Below are 17,392 nucleotides of genomic sequence, written 5' to 3' on the forward strand. Positions count from 1 at the left end.
TTACACCCGCTTAGCCTGCTTTTCTGAAGGTCAGATTGACCCGGCCCGAGCCCCAGTGTGGATGGGCCGGGCCTTCCAGTCTGCGCACCCCATGGAAATTCAGTCTGGATGGCCCCCACCAGACCAGCACATCGCCATCGCGTAGACGCAGGGTACGCACCGGGTCGCTGCGTTTTGCGCCACCCCATAAAAACAAGGCTTCACGTCCCAGGGACACCGAGATAATCGGGTGCTGCAAGTCGCGCTCGTTTTTGTCCTGATGCAAGGACATATGCGCCTGCTCATCGTAGTAATTGATCAGGCAGGTATCGGCCTGAAAAGGGCCATGGCCCGACTCCTGGGCAATGTGCGTTAGCAAATCCTTGAATACAGCAGGCATAGCTGGCCAGGCCAAACCTGTTTGCGGGTCTGTAGGACTGTAGCGGTAGCCGTGCTCGTCCGATGTCCAACCCAAAACGCCACAACTGCTTTGTGCAGCCGACATGCGATGTCCTGATGGAACCTGCATATGTCGCCAGGGGGCGCTGTGCAGCAGTTCTTGAATGGCCTGTGCCAAGGCGCAGGCGTAGGGCAAGGCCAAACCAGGCAGGGCTATCAGGCCGGTATCCAGAGTCAGCACATGGCCGGGAACGGGATCGAAGAGTGAGAGTGTGGACATGCGAGAGTGGGCGAACCAATCAGGGACCAGAGTATAGTAATCGGGATTGTATGTGTGTGACTTTCCAGTAGAGGTGTCTATGGTCGAGCTACTTATTCCACAACGTCAGCACAGCATTGGAGCATTTGAGGTGGGGCGCGTTTTGCCTTTTCGCCAACGGCGTATGGTGGGGCCTTTTATCTTCTTTGATCGCATGGGGCCGCAAGCGCTGAGGGCACCGGTAGGAACGGAGAACGATGTGCTGCCACATCCGCATATCGGCCTGTCTACCGTCACCTATTTGTTTGAAGGGGCCATGACGCATCGTGACAGTCTGGGCGTGGAGCAGGACATTACGCCCGGCGCGCTGAATTGGATGAGCGCCGGTTCAGGTATTAGTCACTCCGAGCGTTTTGAACCCATGCGCACGCAAGGCGGCCGCATGGATGGGATCCAGGCTTGGGTGGCCTTGCCGGAACACAAAGAAGAACAGAACCCGGACTTTGTGCATTACGAAGCCGAGCAATTGCCCCTGATTCAGGACATAGGCCTGGAAGGCCGCCTGATTGCCGGTTCGGCGCTGGGTTTGTCTAGTCCTGTTAGTGTGGACTCGCCCCTGTTCTATATGGAGTTGCGCGTTCAATGCGGCCAGTCCGTACCCTTGCCAACCGGCCATGAAGAGCGCGCAATTTATATCTGTGCGGGCGAGCTGGAAGTGGGGGGACAACGCTATCGAGCCGGTCAGATGCTGGTCTTTGCCAAAGGCGACAGCCCCCGTATCCTTGCTGAGCAAAACAGCCATTTGATGCTGCTGGGCGGTGAGCCTTTGGGGCCACGCCATATCTGGTGGAACTTCGTGTCCTCGAGCAAGGACCGTATCGAGCAGGCCAAGGACGATTGGCTTCATGGCCGAATCAAGCTGCCACCGCTGGATGATGAGCAGTTCATTCCTTTGCCGGCAGTGTAATGTTTATGTCTGCTGCGGAGGCCTCGGGGCGTGTATCTGAACCGTGACGTCATGGTCAATCGGGGTTTTGACCGAGCGGGCAATAAAACAGTATTCGCCCACGCGATCATGAAGCGATTTGGCCAAGGCAGCGTCACTGTCTGGTGTGATTGTGATACGTGGGCGCAAGGTAACACTCTCGAATTGACCGGCCCCGTTGGCCTGTTCGATCATGCTGCCAACAGGGCGGTCTTCATAGGCCGTGACCACAATGCCGGCTTCTGCCGCCAGTCCCAGATACCACAGCATATGGCACTGAGCGATCGATGCCAGGAAAAGCTGCTCGGGGTTCCAACGGTCCGGATCACCTCGAAAGGCGGGGTCTGAAGAGGCGGCAATAGTGTCAAGGCCGGCCGCGCTTAGCTCATGATTGCGTGAGTAGGAATGGAGTGTACGGGTGCCGTTTCCAGTGTTGCCGGTCCAGTTGATCAACAATTCATAGTGGTGCGTTTTCATGGCGGTGTTCTGGCAAGGTCGCAGGGAGCCAAAAGCGTAGCAGCGAAGGCGCCAAACCGTACACAAAAAAAAGCCCTGGAAAGAATCCAGGGCTTTGAAGGCTTGCTCATCAGGCTGGTGGATTTGCCTGTATCCGCTCTATGAGCAGACTGGTTTTTTGATTGATGGGCAAGCCTGGCAAACGGAATAGTACCGCTTGCGCAGAATGTTTAGGAGGCCAATTGTACGGATTGGCGCCAAGCGAAACAAAAAAGACCAGTTTGATAGCAGGGCTATTGCATATTGGCTTATAAGCATTGATTGGCGCTGCTTATCCATTAATCGCGAACAGGGATATTCAGGCCGCGTTGTACTGCCGGGCGGGCCTGGAATTGTTGCAGAACGCGAGCCACGTTCTTGAATTGCTCGTACTCCACCAGCTCGCCTGCGCCGTAAAAACCAATCAGGTTGGCAATCCAGGGGAACAGGGCAATATCGGCGATAGAGTAGTGGTTGCCCACCATCCAGTCCTTGCCGTCCAAGTGCTTGTCGATCACACCCAGCAGACGCTTGGATTCGTTGACATAGCGGTCGCGAGGGCGCTTGTCCTCAAAGTCCTTGCCGGCAAATTTGTGAAAGAAGCCTAGCTGACCAAACATGGGACCGACGCCCCCCATCTGGAACATCAGCCATTGCAGGGTTTCATAGCGCTGGGCTGGGTCAACCGACAGGAGCTGACCGGATTTTTCGGCCAGATAGATCAGGATGGCACCGGATTCGAACAGGGCCAGCGGCTTATTGCCGGGGCCATTGGGGTCCAGAATGGCCGGGATCTTGTTGTTGCTGCTGAGCGAAATAAACTCCGGGCTGAGCTGGTCGTTGCGCTCAAAGCTGACCAGATGCGGCTCGTAGGGCAGGCCAATTTCTTCCAGCATGATGGAAACCTTGACGCCGTTGGGGGTGGGCAAGGAATACAGTTGCAGATGCTCGGGGTGCTGAGCGGGCCATTTGCGGGTGATGGGAAAGGCAGAGAGATCGATGGTCATGACGTCCTTCACAATGGGGCGTAGAGGAAGTGTTGATAGTAGCAAGCGGGCTGTCGACAGACCGCCGCAGCCTGCTTTTCAGTAAGGTATTGGTCTGCTTACCGGCCACGCGGGCGCAAGGGATCCAGCAAGGATTTCAGACCGTTATGATCCAGTTCGTGCATCAGAGCCAGTAGTTGACCCAGCCGCCCGGAAGGAAAGCCTTCGCGGGCAAACCAGTTCAGATAATGCCCCGGTAGGTCCGCCAGCAAGCGACCTTTGTATTTCCCATAAGGCATGGTGGTGTTCAACAGGGCAAGCAGGTCGTCGCTGGATTCAAGCATGGATGGTTAACGCAGATGTTCGGCAAAGAAGGCTAGTGTACGTTCCTGAGCCAGTTTGTAGGACGCCTCGTGAAAGTCAGGGCGGTGGTCGCAGCCAAAACCATGACCGGCAGGCTCATACACGTAAATGGCCACCTCCTTCTGAGCGTCTTTGATCGTCTGAATGGCGCTGGCGGGAATGGAGTGGTCCTGGGCACCAAAGTGCATTTGCACCGGAATCTTGGGCTGTTCCTGGGCGTTCTGGGCAATCTGCGAACCATACCAGCAACTGGCCGCTTTCAGACCCTGCACGTGGCAGGCGGCCAGCCAGCTCAAGGAGCCCCCCCAGCAATACCCCACAATGCCAATCTTGCGCGAACCCAAGGCGTCCACGCAGGCCTGGATATCCAGCAGGGTTTTATCCTGGGCAATGCCGTTGCGCAGGGCCAGACCGGCTTGCACGTCCTGGGCGGTGTAGCCCAGTTCTACATTCTTTTGCTGCCGATCAAACAGGGCGGGGGACAAGACCCGGTAGCCCTGCTCGGCAAAACGCTCGCAGGTGTTGCGTATGTGTTGATTCACACCAAAAATTTCCTGCAACACGATCAAGCCACGTTCGGCCTTTTCGTCGCCTGCGGCATAGGCCTGGAAACGGTGCTGGTCTGCGCTGGTCAAGCTAAGCGTACTCATGGCGTGTCCTTTAGCTGTAAAACAATAATTCTCTTTTATAACAGTCGCCCATACTGGGAGGCCAGCCTCAGGACGTTTACAATCCACCCAGAACGGCGGGGGTGTCTAGCTCTCGCCCAAGCCCCTCCTACTTCAATGGAATAATGATGCGTGACGTGCTAATGGACAGTCTGTTCTGGACGATTGTGATGCCCTGGTTCTTGTTTTTAGGGCTATTTCTTGTTCCCAAGAAGCCTTCTTGGTTGCGAAACTACGCCTTTCCCGGCGTGTTTATTGCAATTGGTCTGGGCCTGGTGGCTGCCGTGGCAGTGGGTGTGGGGATGTTCAGTCTTGTGCTGGGCGTGATTGCCTTTGCGGTCTGTTACGAAAAGCCGAAAGCCAGCGCCTGAGTCAGGGACAAACCGTTTGAGAAAAACCATCGCGGCGTGCTGCCAGCGATGGTTTTTTTGTCGCCGTGCCGCCCCAAGGCTCGGCGCCCCCGGCGAAACCTCTCCCTCGGGGATGAGCCTGGACACACAGCAGTCCATTGCGGACTGCTGTGTGCCTAGCGAATCCGAGCGGCATACAAGCCGCGAGGTGGAGCGCAAGCCGAAGGCGCAGCGTGGGGGCTTTTTTGCCGCCGGGCCGCCCCAAGGCAAAAGCTCCCCCTTGGGGGGCAGCAAGCCGAAGGCGCAGCGTGGGGGCTTTTTTGCCGCCGGGCCGCCCCAAGGCAAAAGCTCCCCCTTGGGGGGCAGCAAGCCGAAGGCGCAGCGTGGGGGCTTTTTTGCCGCCGGGCCGCCCCAAGGCAAAAGCTCCCCCTTGGGGGGCAGCAAGCCGAAGGCGCAGCGTGGGGGCTTTTTTGATACTCTTCAGCCGTCTACCGGCTCGGCAGGCGTATCCAGGGTCAGCAGGTAGAAAGCCACATCCAGCCAGCGGCCAAATTTGAAGCCCACTTCCTTGAAGGTGCCGGCATGCGTAAAGCCCAGGCTTTGGTGCAGGTGGATACTGCCGGCATTACTGGCATCAATGCAACCGACCAGCGTATGGATATTGGCCTGACGAGCACGACGTATCAACTCTTGCATCAGGATTTTGCCCAAACCTTTGCCACGGTGTTCCGGGTGCACATACACACTGTGCTCCATGGTGTATTTGTAGGCGGGAAAAGCGCGAAAGCTGCCCCAACTGGCAAAGCCCATCAGTGTGCCGGTTTTATCGATCACTCCGACCACCGGAAAGTCATTGGCGCGTTTGGTGGCAAACCAGCTCACCATGGCCTCGGGCGGGCGCGGCACATAGTCGTAGAGTGCGGTGGAGTTCACGATGGCCTCGTTCAGAATTGCCAAAATGGCGGTTGCATGCTGCTCTTGATTGCAGTCTATAAAGTGCAACCCGCTCTCACTGTCTTTCATTGATCCGTTCCTGTCATGGGGTAGGCTGGGATTTCATCGCCAATCGCGATGAGGTACTTGGCGACATGGCTATGTGGATTGCTAAAGCTCATGAGCGCCCGCTCTGGCCTATTGTGTGGCGTATTTTATTCCACTCTATTGGGTTTCTCATGGGAAATTCCCAGTAAGAAAATGCATAGATTTGCCCTATTTTGCGGCTTGGATTCCGCCATCCAGACACACGCTTTAGGAAAAGAAAAACGCGCAGCGTGGGCTGCGCGTTTTTTGGGCCAGTATACAGATCAGTTATCTCTGGCACTTGCCTTGCCGGAGCGGCAGGGCAGGGGTACTGATCAATCGTAGCGCGCCGCAATATTGCGTTCGCCAATGGCCAGGCCTGTAGTCATTCCCAAGCCGGTGTGCATGACCGTCACTTGCGTGCTGCCATCGGCTTGCAGAACCGAAAACGGTCCAGGGCCTTTGGCGCCATACACGCCTTGCCAGCGTTGCAAAATCTGTACCGGGCAACCCAGCACCGTTTCTGCCAGAGCCAGCAAGTACTGATCGGTGTCCTCCTGATTGAAGGGACTGGCTTGCAGACCGTAGTCGTGCGAGTCGCCAATGATCAGGTCACCTTCTGGTGTGGGGCTGATCAGCAGATGGATGCCTTGATCCAGCAAGACACCATGGCGTTGTTGTACTTGTTCACGCAGCGTGTCTGCCAGAGGCAGATCGCTGAAGGCACCGTAGTGCAGGCAGGACAAACCCGTCAGCAAAGGGCGGTCCAAAGCCCAGCCGGTATCTTGCGCGCGCACTTTGAGCATCTGCAAACGGGTGACCGAGGGTTTGACAGTGTCGAGCAGGTCGCGATGCAGGCTGCTGTAGTCGTGGCCGGGGCACACAAAAATGCTGTTGGCTGTGAAGTTGCCCGCGCTGCTGTGTACCTGGCCTTCTTGCGCATAATGCACATGCGCCTGGGTGTACACATCCACGCCCATGGCTTGCAAGCTGCTGGTGATGGCGGGCAGGGCGTCGCGCGAGTAGATCTGCAAATCATCAAAGCCTTGCAGCGCTCCGTGGTGATGCCCCAAACGGCCATCAAATAGGGAGGCCAGTTCTTTGCCGTTGAGCATTTTGCAGGCGACGTTTTCTTCTTGGGCACGGCCCTGGGCAAAATCCTCCAGCAGTTCCAGTTCCAGATGATTGCGTGCCAGCACCAGCGAGCCATTGCTGCGTACATGGAAACCGGCTTGCTCAGCCAGTTCCAACCACAGACCGCGGCTTTGGCGAGCCAGATCCATCATGATGCCTGGTGCCTGGCCAGTGACCAGAACCTGACCGAAATTACGTATGGTGGCGCCTTGGGCCTGGTGACTGCGCTCCAGCACAGCGACGCTCAGCTTGCGGCGGGCAGCCGCCCAGGCATGTGCCATGCCCAGGATGCCGCCCCCCACCACGATTACATCGTAGTGTTGTGTGTTCATTACTTCTTGGCTTCCGATTTACCGTCGTAACGTTTGGTCCACTCTTCGATGATGCGCTCGCGGTTCTCAGCGGCCCAGACGAAGTTGTTGTCGATCAGACGTTGGTTCAGGTCTGTAGGCAGATGTGGGTTAGCCGTGGCGATGGAAGGAATGGCCAGCACGGCAAAGTTGGTCTTGTACAAGTGGTTGGCTTCTTCACTGGCGGAGAAGTCAGCCAGTTTCTGTGCGGCTTCCAGGTTCTTGGTGCCTTTCATGATGGCAGCGGCTTCGATTTCCCAGCCCAGGCCCTCTTTGGGGAACACCAGTTCCAGGGGAGCGCCTTCTTCTTTCAGGCGAGCGCCACGGTAGTCAAAGGACACGCCAATCGTGTATTCACCAGCAGCGGCCATATTGCAAGGCTTGGAGCCGGAGTGGGTGTAGGCACCGATGTTCTTGTGCAGACCGTCCATGAAGGCCCAGCCCTTGTCTTCACCAAACAGTTGCAGCCAGGCGCTCACGTCCAGAAAGCCGGTACCCGAGGAGGCGGGGTTAGGCATAACAATCTTGCCGGCGTATTCGGGTTTGGTCAGATCTTCCCAGGAGGTGGGCATAGGGAGCTTGTTTTTTTCCAGCTCAATGGTGTTGACACACAGGGCAGCGGCAAAGCCGTCCATACCAACCCAGCTAGGCGGGTTGTTCTGGTCGCGCATTTTGGCGTCGATCTTGTCCAGGCCTTGGGGAGCGTAGGGTTGCAGCATGTCCTGGCTGGCCATCAAACCCAGTGAGGAGCCGGCCAGACCCCAGACGGCGTCAGCCTTTGGGTTGTTCTTTTCAGCCAGCAATTTGGCGGTAATGATGCCGGTGGAGTCGCGTACCCACTGGATCTTGATATCGGGATTTTTTTTCTCGAAAGCAGCCTGATAAGCCTTGAGCTGATCGGCTTCCAGCGCCGTGTAGACGGTCAGGGTTGTAGCGGCTTGAGCCAGGGAAGCGGCGCCCATCAAAGCGGCAGCCAAGGAGCTCAGAACAATGGTTTTCATGGAGAAGTGTCCTTGTGACAGCAAAAGGGGGGTGGGGGTTAGAGGGAGTCGGCAGGGCATTCGCCCTGGGCCATGCGCTCGGTGATTTGCTCAATCACGGCGGGTAGTTGGGCAACGGTATCAATCAGGTAGTGGGGCTGGGCATGGGCAAAGGTGGCCGCTGCGCGATCGCGCAGGGTTTGGCGGCTTTGCTCGTCCAGAGCCAGAAATTCCAGCTCGGTCAGGCCAGCGGCGTTGCCCGACAGCAGCAAGCCCACGGTCCACATGCCGGCATTGCGACCTTCTTCGATACCGACCGGGGTATCGTCAATCTTCACGCAGGCACCGACATTCGTGATCTCCAGGCGAATGACGTTTTCCAACGCCATGGCAGGCCAGGGACGCGCTTGGGGGACTTCGTCAAAAGCCACGTGGTAGTCCACCAGCACTTGCTGGCGGTGCGCGTGTTGCAGCAGGTTGTCCAGCACCAGGCGCGGATAGCCGGAGCAGGAACCAATTTTCAGCCCTTGGCGGCGTGCCCAGGACAGCGTTTCGCGCGCACCGGGAATGGCGGTGGAAAACTCGCCCACGCGCTCGTTTTGCATGGGCAAGAAGGTGTTGTAGATACGGTCCACATCACTGTCATCGGGCTCACGATTGTGCAGGGCCATGAACTGGGCATGCACCTCTGGCAGTGCCAGCATGGCTTTGATGTGGTCCCATTTACCGATGCCCATGGCGCTGCGGGCCTGGTCCAGGTTTAGGGTCAAGTCAAAGCATTTGAAGGCTTCCACCAGAATTTGGGTCGGGGCAAAGGAGCCAAAATCCACCAGCGTACCGGCCCAGTCAAAGATCAGGGCTTCAAGGCGCGGGGCCTGGGAGCGTGGCGTGGCTAATGGCGTATTCGCGCAAGTAGGGGATGGCATTGCGGTCCTATCGGGTTGGGGAAAGGGAAGAGGTGGAACGCCAGGCTTGGCTGCGGCGCAAGGCGGCACGGCTCAGAACATGAACCAGCAGACAGACAAAGCCGGAGCTGAGCATGATGACCGTACACATGGCAGCCGCCGGGCCAATAAAGCCGGCATCATCCATATTCATGACCGCGACCGAGGCCAGCACGGTTTGCGGGCTGTACAGAAAGACCACGGCAGACACGGTTGTCATGGCCGATACAAACAGGTAGCGCGAAACCGATAGCAGGGCGGGCAGGCACAGTGGCACGGTCACGCCCATCAAGGTGGAAAGGCGTGGCGCTTTCAGGGACGCAGCCGCCGCTTCCAGCTCGCCGGGAATGGCTTTCAGAGCAGTGACAAAGTTCAGGTGAGCACTGGTGTACAGGTGGATGACGGTACACAGCACCAGCAAGGTCATGGAGCCGTACAGTCCCGCCAAGGGGTTCTCGGGGTGATTGAAAAAGAAGATGTAGCCCAGGCCCAGCACCAGACCGGGAATGGCCATAGGGGCCAGTGCCAGCATGTGCAGCATGCCGTACAGTCCTTTTTCGGCCTTGCCTCGGGCTGGCAGTTTCTCCAGTACCCAGGCACCCAGAAAGATCAGGGCCGAGCCCAGAACGGCGGTAAACAAGGCCATGGTCAGACTGTTACGCCAGGCCAACCAGCCGCCACCGTCCATATTGTTGAAGTCGTAGGACTTCAGGGACAGGCTCAGGTTGTAAGGCCAGAACTTGATCAGCGAGGCCCAGACCGCCATGCCCACAATCGTCAGAATGGCCAGGGAAACCAGTATCAGGACAGCGGTGAAATAACGGTCGCGCTGACGGTGTGGCAGGGGCGAATAGGCGCTCAGCGATCCTTGAGCCTGGCCACGGGCACGAGCCCGCAGGTGGCGATCCAGAAAGAAAGTCAGCACAGCGGGAATCAGCAACAGCACGCCAATGGCGGCGCCTTTGGAGAACTGCAACTGACCGACCACGGCTTTATAGGCTTCCATGGCCAGTACGTTGTAGGAGCCACCCACGACTTTAGGTACACCGAAGTCGGTGACGGTCAGCGTAAAGACCAGGCAAGCAGCAGAAAAGATGGCATACCGGCTGGCGGGCAGTGTCACCGTCAGGAAACGGCGCCAGGAGTTCGCACCCATGGCGCGGGCGGCGTCATACAGGCGAGCGTCGGCCAGGGCCAGACCCGTGCTCAGAATCATCAGAGCATGCGGGAAGGTGTAGAAGGCTTCACCCAGCACAATGCCCCAGAAACCATAAATTGTCTCGCCGCCCAACCAGTGGCGCAGCAAGCCCTGATTGCCGAACAAGTAAATCAACGATAAACCCGGCATCAAGGAGGGAGCCAGCAAGGGCAACAGGCCCAGGGCACGGAACATGCCTGCGCCCCGTATGCAACAGCGTTGCAGGGCAAAGGCAAAGGCGTAGGCGGCGGGGATGACAATAATCAGCGTGGTTACGCCGACCAGCACACTGCGGCCCACCATGGACATAAAGCCGGGTGCGCTGATAATCGACCAGAACTGCCCCACGCCCACTAACTGCCCGTCACCGTCCTGGATGGCGCGCAGCAAGATAAACAGCATGGGCAAGGCCAGAAAGAGGATCAGCAGGGCAAACAGGGCAATCAATAAGATGCGTCGTACTGCCGAGCCTATCCAGGCCGGCAGCACGGGGCGAATCAAGGGGTGGTTCTTCACGCTGGTTTTAGCTACAGGCAGGCTATACAGGCTGGTGGATGTCAGGGGCGCAGTGCCAGGCTGTGGCATGGAATCAGTGGTGGGCATGCAGCGCCTCGCTGGGAAGCTGGATTCGGCAGCGACGCGCGGCCAAGGGATCAAGCAAGCGGTCGCCCTGCTCGGGGTTGACGATGGCCTGCACGGTCAGTCCATCCATACCTTCGGGGCGCAGCGTCAGCTTGTAGTGACGACCCAGAAAGATGCCATCCACAATGTCGGCCAAAAAGGTATTGGTGACAGGAGCGGGGCTGTTGTTGTCCAACACACGAATGTTCTCAGGACGAATGAAGAGGCGTCCGGCGCGGGTGGGGGCTTCCTGGCTCAAGTCCAGGCGGACACGCTCTACCAGTACTGAGCAATCGTGCAAGGGGGTAAAGGGCAGCCAGTTTGCATCACCGATAAAGCCAGCTACAAACGGATCCGCAGGAGCGCGGTACAAGGCCTGGGGGCGATCAAACTGCACCAGGCGGCCTTTGTCCATGACGGCGATACGGTCGGCCATGACCATGGCCTCTTCCTGATCGTGCGTGACCATCAGGGTCGTAATGGACAGTTGTTTTTGCAGATCGCGCAGCTCGCTGCGCAGGCGTTCGCGCACCTGGGCATCCAGAGCCGACATGGGCTCATCGAGCAAGAGCAGCGAGGGTGAGGGAGCCAGCGCACGGGCCAGGGCCACGCGCTGTTGCTGGCCACCGGACAGTTGTGCCGGGTATTTGTTTTCCGATCCGGACAAACCTACCAGGTCCAGCATTTCAGACACGCGCTGACGTACTTGGGTAGCCAGGTTCTTGCGTGGAGACAGGCCGTAGGCAATGTTCTGGGCCACGGTCAAATTGGGAAACAGGGCGTAGGACTGAAACAGAATGCCGTAGTCACGCTGTTGGGGCGGCAGGTGGGTAATGTCTCGGCCTGCCATCACGATGATGCCTTTATCGGCTTGTTGCAGCCCGGCAATGCAGCGCAGCAAGGTGGTTTTGCCACAGCCCGAGGGGCCCAGCAAACACACCAGTTCACCGGCTTGTATGTCCAAGCTGACCTGGTCTAATGCGGTAAAGGAGCCGAACTGCTTGTGCAGTCCTTGTATGGTTAAAAAAGCTGGCTTGGCGCTCATCCCGGGGTTCCGACTTGTCATGAATGTCATGAACGTCAGTATGGGAGGCGTATATGGCGGCCCTATGACAGTACAACTAATTTCTGTAATACGAGCATCGGATAATTTGGGCTTTCCCTCTTCCCAAGGAGAGCAGCAGCATGCTGGCTCTGGAACTCAAGTCCTTTCATGCCACGGCGCATTGTGGCTCTATTACCAAGGCGGCCCAACAATTGGGCATCAGCCAGCCTACTGTCACATCCCATCTGCGGCAGCTGGAAACCCGCTATGGCGTGGAGCTGTTCTATAGGCAAGGCAAGGGTGTGTACTTGAGCCAGCAGGGGGAACGGCTCCTGCCCCAGGTCGAGCAGTTGATGCAGCAGGCCGCGCAGATCGATTTCAGCTTGCGCGATTTGCGCGATCTTAAAAGCGGCATGCTGCGGGTAGGCGCGACTGGGCCGTATTACATCATGGCGGTATTACGGAATTTCCATCAGGCCTACCCCGGCGTGAAGATGCGCTTGAGCATTGATAACTCGCAACGGGTTCTGGGGGCCTTGCATGACTATCAGTTGGATGTGATCGCGTCGTCGGCACTGGTTGATGATTCGCGCCTGGTACGTCTGCTGCTGGCCTCGGATCCATTGGTGGCTGTGCTGCGGGTGGACCATCCTTTGGCAAACCGTCAGCGAGTACGCATTATGGATTTGTGCCGCTATCCCATTTTGATGCGTGAGCAAGGGTCCATGACGCGCGAGCTGTGCCATCAAGTGTTTCGTCAGGCCGGACAGGAACCAAGCCAGATTCTGGAAATCGGTAGTCGGGAGGCAATCGGGTGGGGGGTGGTGTGTGGCATGGGGGCCAGCTTGCTGCCTTTGCGCGAAGTGCCTGCGCATCCGGATATTATCAGCTTGCCACTAAGCGATGTGTCGGCTCATTTGAGCGAGTTCGTGTATTGCCTGAAAGAACGCGCGCAGGGCCATGCCATACGCGCGTTTCTGGAGCAGGTGCAGGCCGAGTTGCCTGTGCCTGTATAGCGAGCAGGATCAAGCCAGTTCAGCCAGACCCTTCTCAAAAGCCTGACGGGCTTGTTGCACGGCGTCGCGCCGTTCCTGAACGGCTTTGCGCTGGCTGGCAATCTGGTCTTCCTGTTGGGCCAGTTGCTCGCTAAACCGCTGGCCCAAGGTGCTTTGAGCACTGACCGCAGCCAGGTTGGCGCGGATGCGCTCCTGTTCGGCCACGGTTTCATTCAGGCGCTCGACGGCCTGGTTTTGAGCCTGCTGGGCCTGGCTCAGTTGACGACGCAGCTCGATCAGCTTGTCCATCTTGGCTTGTTGTGTGCTGTCCTGGCCGTTGCCACGCCATTGCAGCAGCATGTTCTCGTCGATCTCCTCCAGGCGCAATTCCATATGGTCTTGCAGACTCAGTTGCGCGGTGACGGTAACGGTTTTGCCTTTGGCCACGTTTACCTTCAGGCGGTGTTCCTGTGCGGTATCACTGTCGTGAGCATCTGACTTGAAGGTCCAGCCGTCCTGACGGGGCAACTGGATCAGCACCGTGCGGTCCTCATCCGCGGGGGCCTTGATCTCGTAGCGAAAGTTCTGCACGCGTGTCCATTCCGAACGGGCTACGCCGTCGGTCACACGGGTTTTGCTCAGGCGGTACTCATCCGTCTGTTCTTCGCGGATTTGCACTTTGTTGTCCTGGGCAAAGTAGATCAGGCGCTGCTCGCCAGCAGGCAGACCGGCCAGTTCTGCATCACCGATATGACCATCCGCCTGGTTAAAGACCGTGATGATGCCGGGCGGCAGGCTGTTGGCCTGTTCATTATTGACCCAGATAGCGGCCGTAGGATGATCACCCGCCTGGCCGCTGCGGTACACCGACAGGGATTCGGCTTGCAAAGAGGTATCGATAAACGGCACCGAGACCGTCTGGCCGGTGGGCACGCTCAGCTTTTGCGGCAGGCTAAAGCGCACTTGAGTCTGGCCTTCCTGTGCCTGGGTGCTGGCACCCGCGCCGCCCGAAGCCCACTGTTTGGCCATGCTGCTATCGGCGGCGTAGGCCGCGCTTTCCATCATGATGGGAGCGGGAGCGGCTGGCGCCATGCGCGCACGCATGGCCTCGCTGGCTGCTTTGCGGGCGCGATTCGCGCTCAAGGTGGCCTGGGTGTCTGCTTGCGGCGCGATGGAGCTGCCTACCGCCACCGGCAGTTCAGGGCGCTCGTTCCAGTAACGCTCCAGCAGACGTTGGCGCAGCATCACAGGCGAACCGGAGCTGAGGGTGACTTTCACATCCTTCCAGTCCTCGCCGCTGGTGTTTTCGAAAATGGCCCAGGCCTGCAGACGGGCCTTGCCGTCCTGCATCATCAGGCGATAGGCGCTTTTCCAGACCGGTGCGGGAATCAGGTAAGACAGGCGCGCTGTTTGGGTATCGGTCTTGTTCAGGACCAGTTGAATATCACGCGATTGTTGATTGCTCTGGCCCGCCAACACGTCGGTGGCCTGCTGCAACTGCTGCTGCAAAGTCTTGTCCAGCACTTCCAGGCTGGTATCCGGGCCCAGCTCCAGAGTCTGGATCTGGCCTTGCTCTGTCAGTACGCTCAAGATGGCCTGGGCGGGACGCTCATTAGTGGCTGCCGTTGCTTGCACCCCCAAGATGGCACCACGTACCAGACGGCCTTGCGAACTGGCGCTGACTTGCTGGCCGCGCAGGGCCTGCGCCAGGGTAGCGGGCGAGCGCAGGTCTTTGGCCGAGAAGGGCAGGCTGTCGAAGCTTTCTTTCAGTGGGGCCAGACCCGACAAAGTCAGGGAGTCAATGCGGTTCTTGCCATCGACGGCCATGAGGGTTTTCAGAATGTCATCGACCTGAGTCAGCGGTACACGCAACTGGGCGGTGCCTGCGTCGGAAATGGGGACTTGTCGCTCGATCTCGGCCATACCAGCGCTGGATAAGGTAATGGACTCGATCTGCTGAGCCCAGGCGTTACTGGCTGCCGAGCCCATCCAGACCAGGAGCAGGGCGCCGGTCAAAGAGCGCAGGCGAGGCGTACGCGCAGCGTGGGGCACAAAGTGGTTCATAGCGCTTCCTTATTCATCCGTAAGCGAAACAAAGGTGTGAAGCGCATTATGCCTAGCCTTGTGGGGCTCTGTCTGTCATTCGGGTAACAAAAAAATGCCACCGTCCGGCTTTTTCCCCTCGGAGCAAAAAATGCTTACGTCATCAAAAGCACGCAAGGCTCTGCTAGGATTTGGGCTGCGCGGCCTGTGCCAGCGCGTGTTTATTCACCCAGTGAAGGATCATTATGATGTGGACGTCGTGGGGCAATGCCTGGGCGGGAATGGGGCTTGCTCTGGTCTTGGCAATCTGTTTCGTCTGGCCTGCCCGACGCTTGTCCTGGAGCCTGCCCATCGAGCTGGAGCCTGAACTGACCAGGCGTTCGCCGCGTACCCATCGCCAATGGGGGTGGGTATGCCAGAGCCTGGCCTTGGTCTTGATGCTATGGGCCGGTTGGCGCTGGCAACTGACGCCAGCGGCAGTGGCGGCTTGCGTGTTGATCGCCGGGACGGCCTTGCTGGCCTGGATTGACGCGGAAACCGGCTATCTGCCCGATCGCCTGACTTTACCCTTGCTGTGGCTGGGTTTGCTGGTCAACCTGGATCACACTTTTAGCAGCCTGCCCTTGGCAGTGATGGGGGCGGCGCTGGGTTACGGATTGCTGTGGCTGTTGAACCATGTGTTCTTGTTGCTGACCGGACGCGCGGGCATGGGGTATGGCGACTTCAAGTTACTGGCTGCCTTGGGGGCCTGGTTGGGAGCAACTGCGTTGCCGGGGGTGTTGTTATCGGCATCGATACTGGGCCTGTTGGCGGCTCTGGTCCTGCGCCTTGGTGGGCGTTTGCAAGCAGGGCAGGCGATTCACTTTGGTCCCTATCTGGTGTTGGGAGGCTGGGTCATGTTGTTTTCGTTGCCTCGCATTTTGTAAAGAAAAGTCTCGTGATTTTTATAACTATAAAAAAATGACCGCCGGTTTTCCCTTTGTTGGATTCTATGTGTGTTGATGCGTGCTAATTCGTGACCTTTTTCGGGAGGGGGGATCGACGCGGGGTTTCGTGGATTTTTCTGTTTAAGGTGGCTGCAATAGGCTTGAGTGTGCCTATTGGGTTTAAATCGTTTTCCTCACCGGGCTGTCGTGGTAAAACGTCCGGGGCCAGTCGGGCAGGCGGGAGTTCCGCCCGGGCTGTATGGGTAAGTACAACGCGGTTCTATGGACATTGTCCCGCTGATAAAGCAGACGGGAACCTGAGGATGAAGGCATGATTATTGTTGTTGGCGCCGGTGTGGCGGGTTTAGCGGCGGCGCGTCGCCTGAGTATGCAAGGCCAGGAAGTGACGCTGGTGTCTCCTCAGGAGCCCCAGCCCTCGTTTGGCGAGACCTTGTCCGAACGCGGGGCCGTGGTCTTGACCAGTCTGGGCTGGGCAAGCTGCCTGGACGAGACGGTTGCCTTGCGCTCTCAAGGGCGTTTTTCAGTATGGGGTGGCGCAGGATTGCGTACCGTGCAGGATGAGGACGGGCAGGGCTATTTGCTGGACAAGGCCCGTCTGGAGCAGGTGCTGTTTGAGCGCGTGCAAAAAGAAATGAAGGTCAGTATTCGCCAGACTCGCGTCTTGAGTCTGGAGCATCAAGCGGAAGGAGTCATTGCCAGGCTGGCAGACGGTAGCAGCCTGGAGGCAACGGCCTTGATCGATTGCACCGGCCGTGCGGCCGTGTCCGCCGGTGCGGCAGCCGAGCGCCATCGTCTGGACAGACTGGTCGCTGCCTGGCATGTCTTTGACTTGCCCGAAGGAGCCGAGCCATTAGCCGCTTCTCTGGTGGAGGCGGTAGAGCTGGGCTGGTGGTATTTGTCCCCCATGCCAGGCCATCGCTTGATGGTGGCCTTGTTCTCGGACTCGGATCTTTTGCCTGATGGCTTGAGCCGTGATGGTGCGGTATGGGCCGGTTTGCTGGGCTGTGCTGATGCGGCACGGGTGCGTATGGAAAGCCTGGGTCTGGATAGCAAGATGGCCGACTACACGCCTAAAGTCAGCGCCGCTGCCAGCTGCACAGTGTCTTACTTCGTGGAAGGTCGTATCTTGCGAGCAGGCGATGCAGGCGCGGCCATGGACCCCTTGGCCGCCAACGGTTTGGCAACGGCCTTGTGGAGCGGATCACAAGCGGCGCAAGCTGCTGTGGCCCTGACACAAGGCAATCCGGAACCGGCTCGAGCTTACGAGAAAGACTATCTGCTGGGCTTGGTGCGCCATTTGAATTCGCAGCACGCTTTGTATGGGATGGAGCAACGCTACGCGGCACAGCCTTTCTGGCAACGTCGTCATCGCCCATTGGAATGATGGTGAAGAGGGTGGGGTAGCTGAATAACTTGCGATAACACCGCCAGAGTAAAAAAGCCGAAGCAACATGGGCACTGTTTCGGCTTTTTTGTGCTTGGTTATTCTTCAGTGCAGCTGGAGTTTGTTCTGGGCGCTTTGAGTTGCATCCTGAAAGAAGTTCTACTGGTCGGCGGTTGTAGTGCCAGCAGAGAGCTTGGGCGCATCGAGATGATCCCCGCAGAATTTGCATGGCAACTATTCTCGCCCT

Annotated in this window: 17 protein-coding genes; 5 read left to right on the plus strand and 12 right to left on the minus strand. The window is 58.2% G+C overall.

All coding sequences use genetic code 11. From position 1 onward, the window contains the following. Positions 1-10: 10 nt before the first annotated feature. The gene (locus AB7E06_RS07170) at positions 11-658 is read right to left on the minus strand and encodes an alpha-ketoglutarate-dependent dioxygenase AlkB (RefSeq protein WP_249459494.1); all 648 of its coding nucleotides are present in this window, start codon (positions 656-658) and stop codon (positions 11-13) included. 79 nt (positions 659-737) lie between these two features. Here AB7E06_RS07170 and AB7E06_RS07175 point away from each other — a divergent pair, with 79 nt between their 5' ends. Further along, positions 738-1,604, plus strand: a complete 867-nt coding sequence (locus AB7E06_RS07175) for a pirin family protein (RefSeq protein ID WP_346548306.1) — start codon at positions 738-740, stop codon at positions 1,602-1,604. Positions 1,605-1,607: 3 nt separating this feature from the next. On the opposite strand, the gene AB7E06_RS07180 is transcribed toward AB7E06_RS07175, so the two are convergent. The 4 genes from AB7E06_RS07180 to AB7E06_RS07195 all read right to left on the minus strand — a co-directional run bounded on the left by AB7E06_RS07180 (position 1,608) and on the right by AB7E06_RS07195 (position 4,116). Continuing rightward, on the minus strand, positions 1,608-2,099 hold the full coding sequence (locus AB7E06_RS07180; protein WP_346548307.1) for an OsmC family protein: 492 nt from the start codon (positions 2,097-2,099) through the stop codon (positions 1,608-1,610). A gap of 317 nt (positions 2,100-2,416) precedes the next feature. Next, positions 2,417-3,124: a glutathione binding-like protein gene (locus AB7E06_RS07185; RefSeq protein ID WP_094197029.1), complete on the minus strand. Its 708-nt coding sequence runs from the start codon at positions 3,122-3,124 to the stop codon at positions 2,417-2,419. Between the two features lie 98 nt (positions 3,125-3,222). Next, complete coding sequence (locus AB7E06_RS07190; RefSeq protein WP_094197028.1) at positions 3,223-3,447, minus strand: DUF3820 family protein; 225 nt, start codon at positions 3,445-3,447, stop codon at positions 3,223-3,225. 6 nt (positions 3,448-3,453) lie between these two features. Beyond that, complete coding sequence (locus AB7E06_RS07195; RefSeq protein ID WP_094197027.1) at positions 3,454-4,116, minus strand: dienelactone hydrolase family protein; 663 nt, start codon at positions 4,114-4,116, stop codon at positions 3,454-3,456. 146 nt (positions 4,117-4,262) lie between these two features. On the opposite strand from AB7E06_RS07195, the gene AB7E06_RS07200 reads away from it, so the two are divergent. After that, positions 4,263-4,505 carry a hypothetical protein gene (locus AB7E06_RS07200; protein WP_230017856.1) on the plus strand — a complete coding sequence of 81 codons (243 nt, stop codon included), beginning with the start codon at positions 4,263-4,265 and terminating at the stop codon, positions 4,503-4,505. A 459-nt stretch (positions 4,506-4,964) separates the two neighbouring features. On the opposite strand, the gene AB7E06_RS07205 is transcribed toward AB7E06_RS07200, so the two are convergent. The 6 genes from AB7E06_RS07205 to AB7E06_RS07230 form a co-directional block, all read right to left on the minus strand. After that, complete coding sequence (locus tag AB7E06_RS07205; RefSeq protein WP_427955936.1) at positions 4,965-5,507, minus strand: N-acetyltransferase family protein; 543 nt, start codon at positions 5,505-5,507, stop codon at positions 4,965-4,967. 332 nt (positions 5,508-5,839) lie between these two features. Beyond that, entirely contained in the window at positions 5,840-6,970 is a 1,131-nt protein-coding gene (locus AB7E06_RS07210; protein ID WP_427955939.1) for a TIGR03364 family FAD-dependent oxidoreductase, read from the minus strand. Further along, positions 6,970-7,989, minus strand: a complete 1,020-nt coding sequence (locus AB7E06_RS07215) for a putative 2-aminoethylphosphonate ABC transporter substrate-binding protein (protein ID WP_094197023.1) — start codon at positions 7,987-7,989, stop codon at positions 6,970-6,972. Before AB7E06_RS07215 ends, AB7E06_RS07210 begins: the two co-directional genes overlap by 1 nt. Positions 7,990-8,027: 38 nt before the next feature. Next, positions 8,028-8,894 (minus strand): phosphonoacetaldehyde hydrolase, encoded by an 867-nt coding sequence (gene phnX / locus AB7E06_RS07220; RefSeq protein ID WP_108727629.1) that lies wholly within the window; start codon positions 8,892-8,894, stop codon positions 8,028-8,030. Positions 8,895-8,901: 7 nt separating this feature from the next. Continuing rightward, positions 8,902-10,608 carry a putative 2-aminoethylphosphonate ABC transporter permease subunit gene (locus AB7E06_RS07225; RefSeq protein WP_420866722.1) on the minus strand — a complete coding sequence of 569 codons (1,707 nt, stop codon included), beginning with the start codon at positions 10,606-10,608 and terminating at the stop codon, positions 8,902-8,904. 91 nt (positions 10,609-10,699) lie between these two features. Next, positions 10,700-11,776 carry a putative 2-aminoethylphosphonate ABC transporter ATP-binding protein gene (locus AB7E06_RS07230; protein WP_094197020.1) on the minus strand — a complete coding sequence of 359 codons (1,077 nt, stop codon included), beginning with the start codon at positions 11,774-11,776 and terminating at the stop codon, positions 10,700-10,702. A 140-nt stretch (positions 11,777-11,916) separates the two neighbouring features. Between AB7E06_RS07230 and AB7E06_RS07235 the strand changes: the two genes are divergently transcribed. Further along, complete coding sequence (locus AB7E06_RS07235) at positions 11,917-12,792, plus strand: LysR substrate-binding domain-containing protein (protein WP_094197019.1); 876 nt, start codon at positions 11,917-11,919, stop codon at positions 12,790-12,792. A gap of 9 nt (positions 12,793-12,801) precedes the next feature. On the opposite strand, the gene AB7E06_RS07240 is transcribed toward AB7E06_RS07235, so the two are convergent. Next, positions 12,802-14,835 carry a DUF4139 domain-containing protein gene (locus tag AB7E06_RS07240; protein WP_427955946.1) on the minus strand — a complete coding sequence of 678 codons (2,034 nt, stop codon included), beginning with the start codon at positions 14,833-14,835 and terminating at the stop codon, positions 12,802-12,804. A 224-nt stretch (positions 14,836-15,059) separates the two neighbouring features. On the opposite strand from AB7E06_RS07240, the gene AB7E06_RS07245 reads away from it, so the two are divergent. Together AB7E06_RS07245 and AB7E06_RS07250 are read left to right on the plus strand one after the other, a co-directional pair. After that, positions 15,060-15,740, plus strand: coding sequence for a prepilin peptidase (locus AB7E06_RS07245; protein WP_413544451.1), 681 nt, complete (start codon positions 15,060-15,062; stop codon positions 15,738-15,740). Between the two features lie 331 nt (positions 15,741-16,071). Beyond that, a complete protein-coding gene (locus tag AB7E06_RS07250; protein WP_427955950.1) occupies positions 16,072-17,145 on the plus strand; it encodes an NAD(P)/FAD-dependent oxidoreductase in 1,074 nt (357 codons plus the stop codon). The last annotated feature ends 247 nt before the right edge of the window (positions 17,146-17,392 follow it).

This window comes from Alcaligenes sp. (assembly GCF_050255915.1).
Taxonomy (GTDB): domain Bacteria; phylum Pseudomonadota; class Gammaproteobacteria; order Burkholderiales; family Burkholderiaceae_B; genus Alcaligenes; species Alcaligenes aquatilis.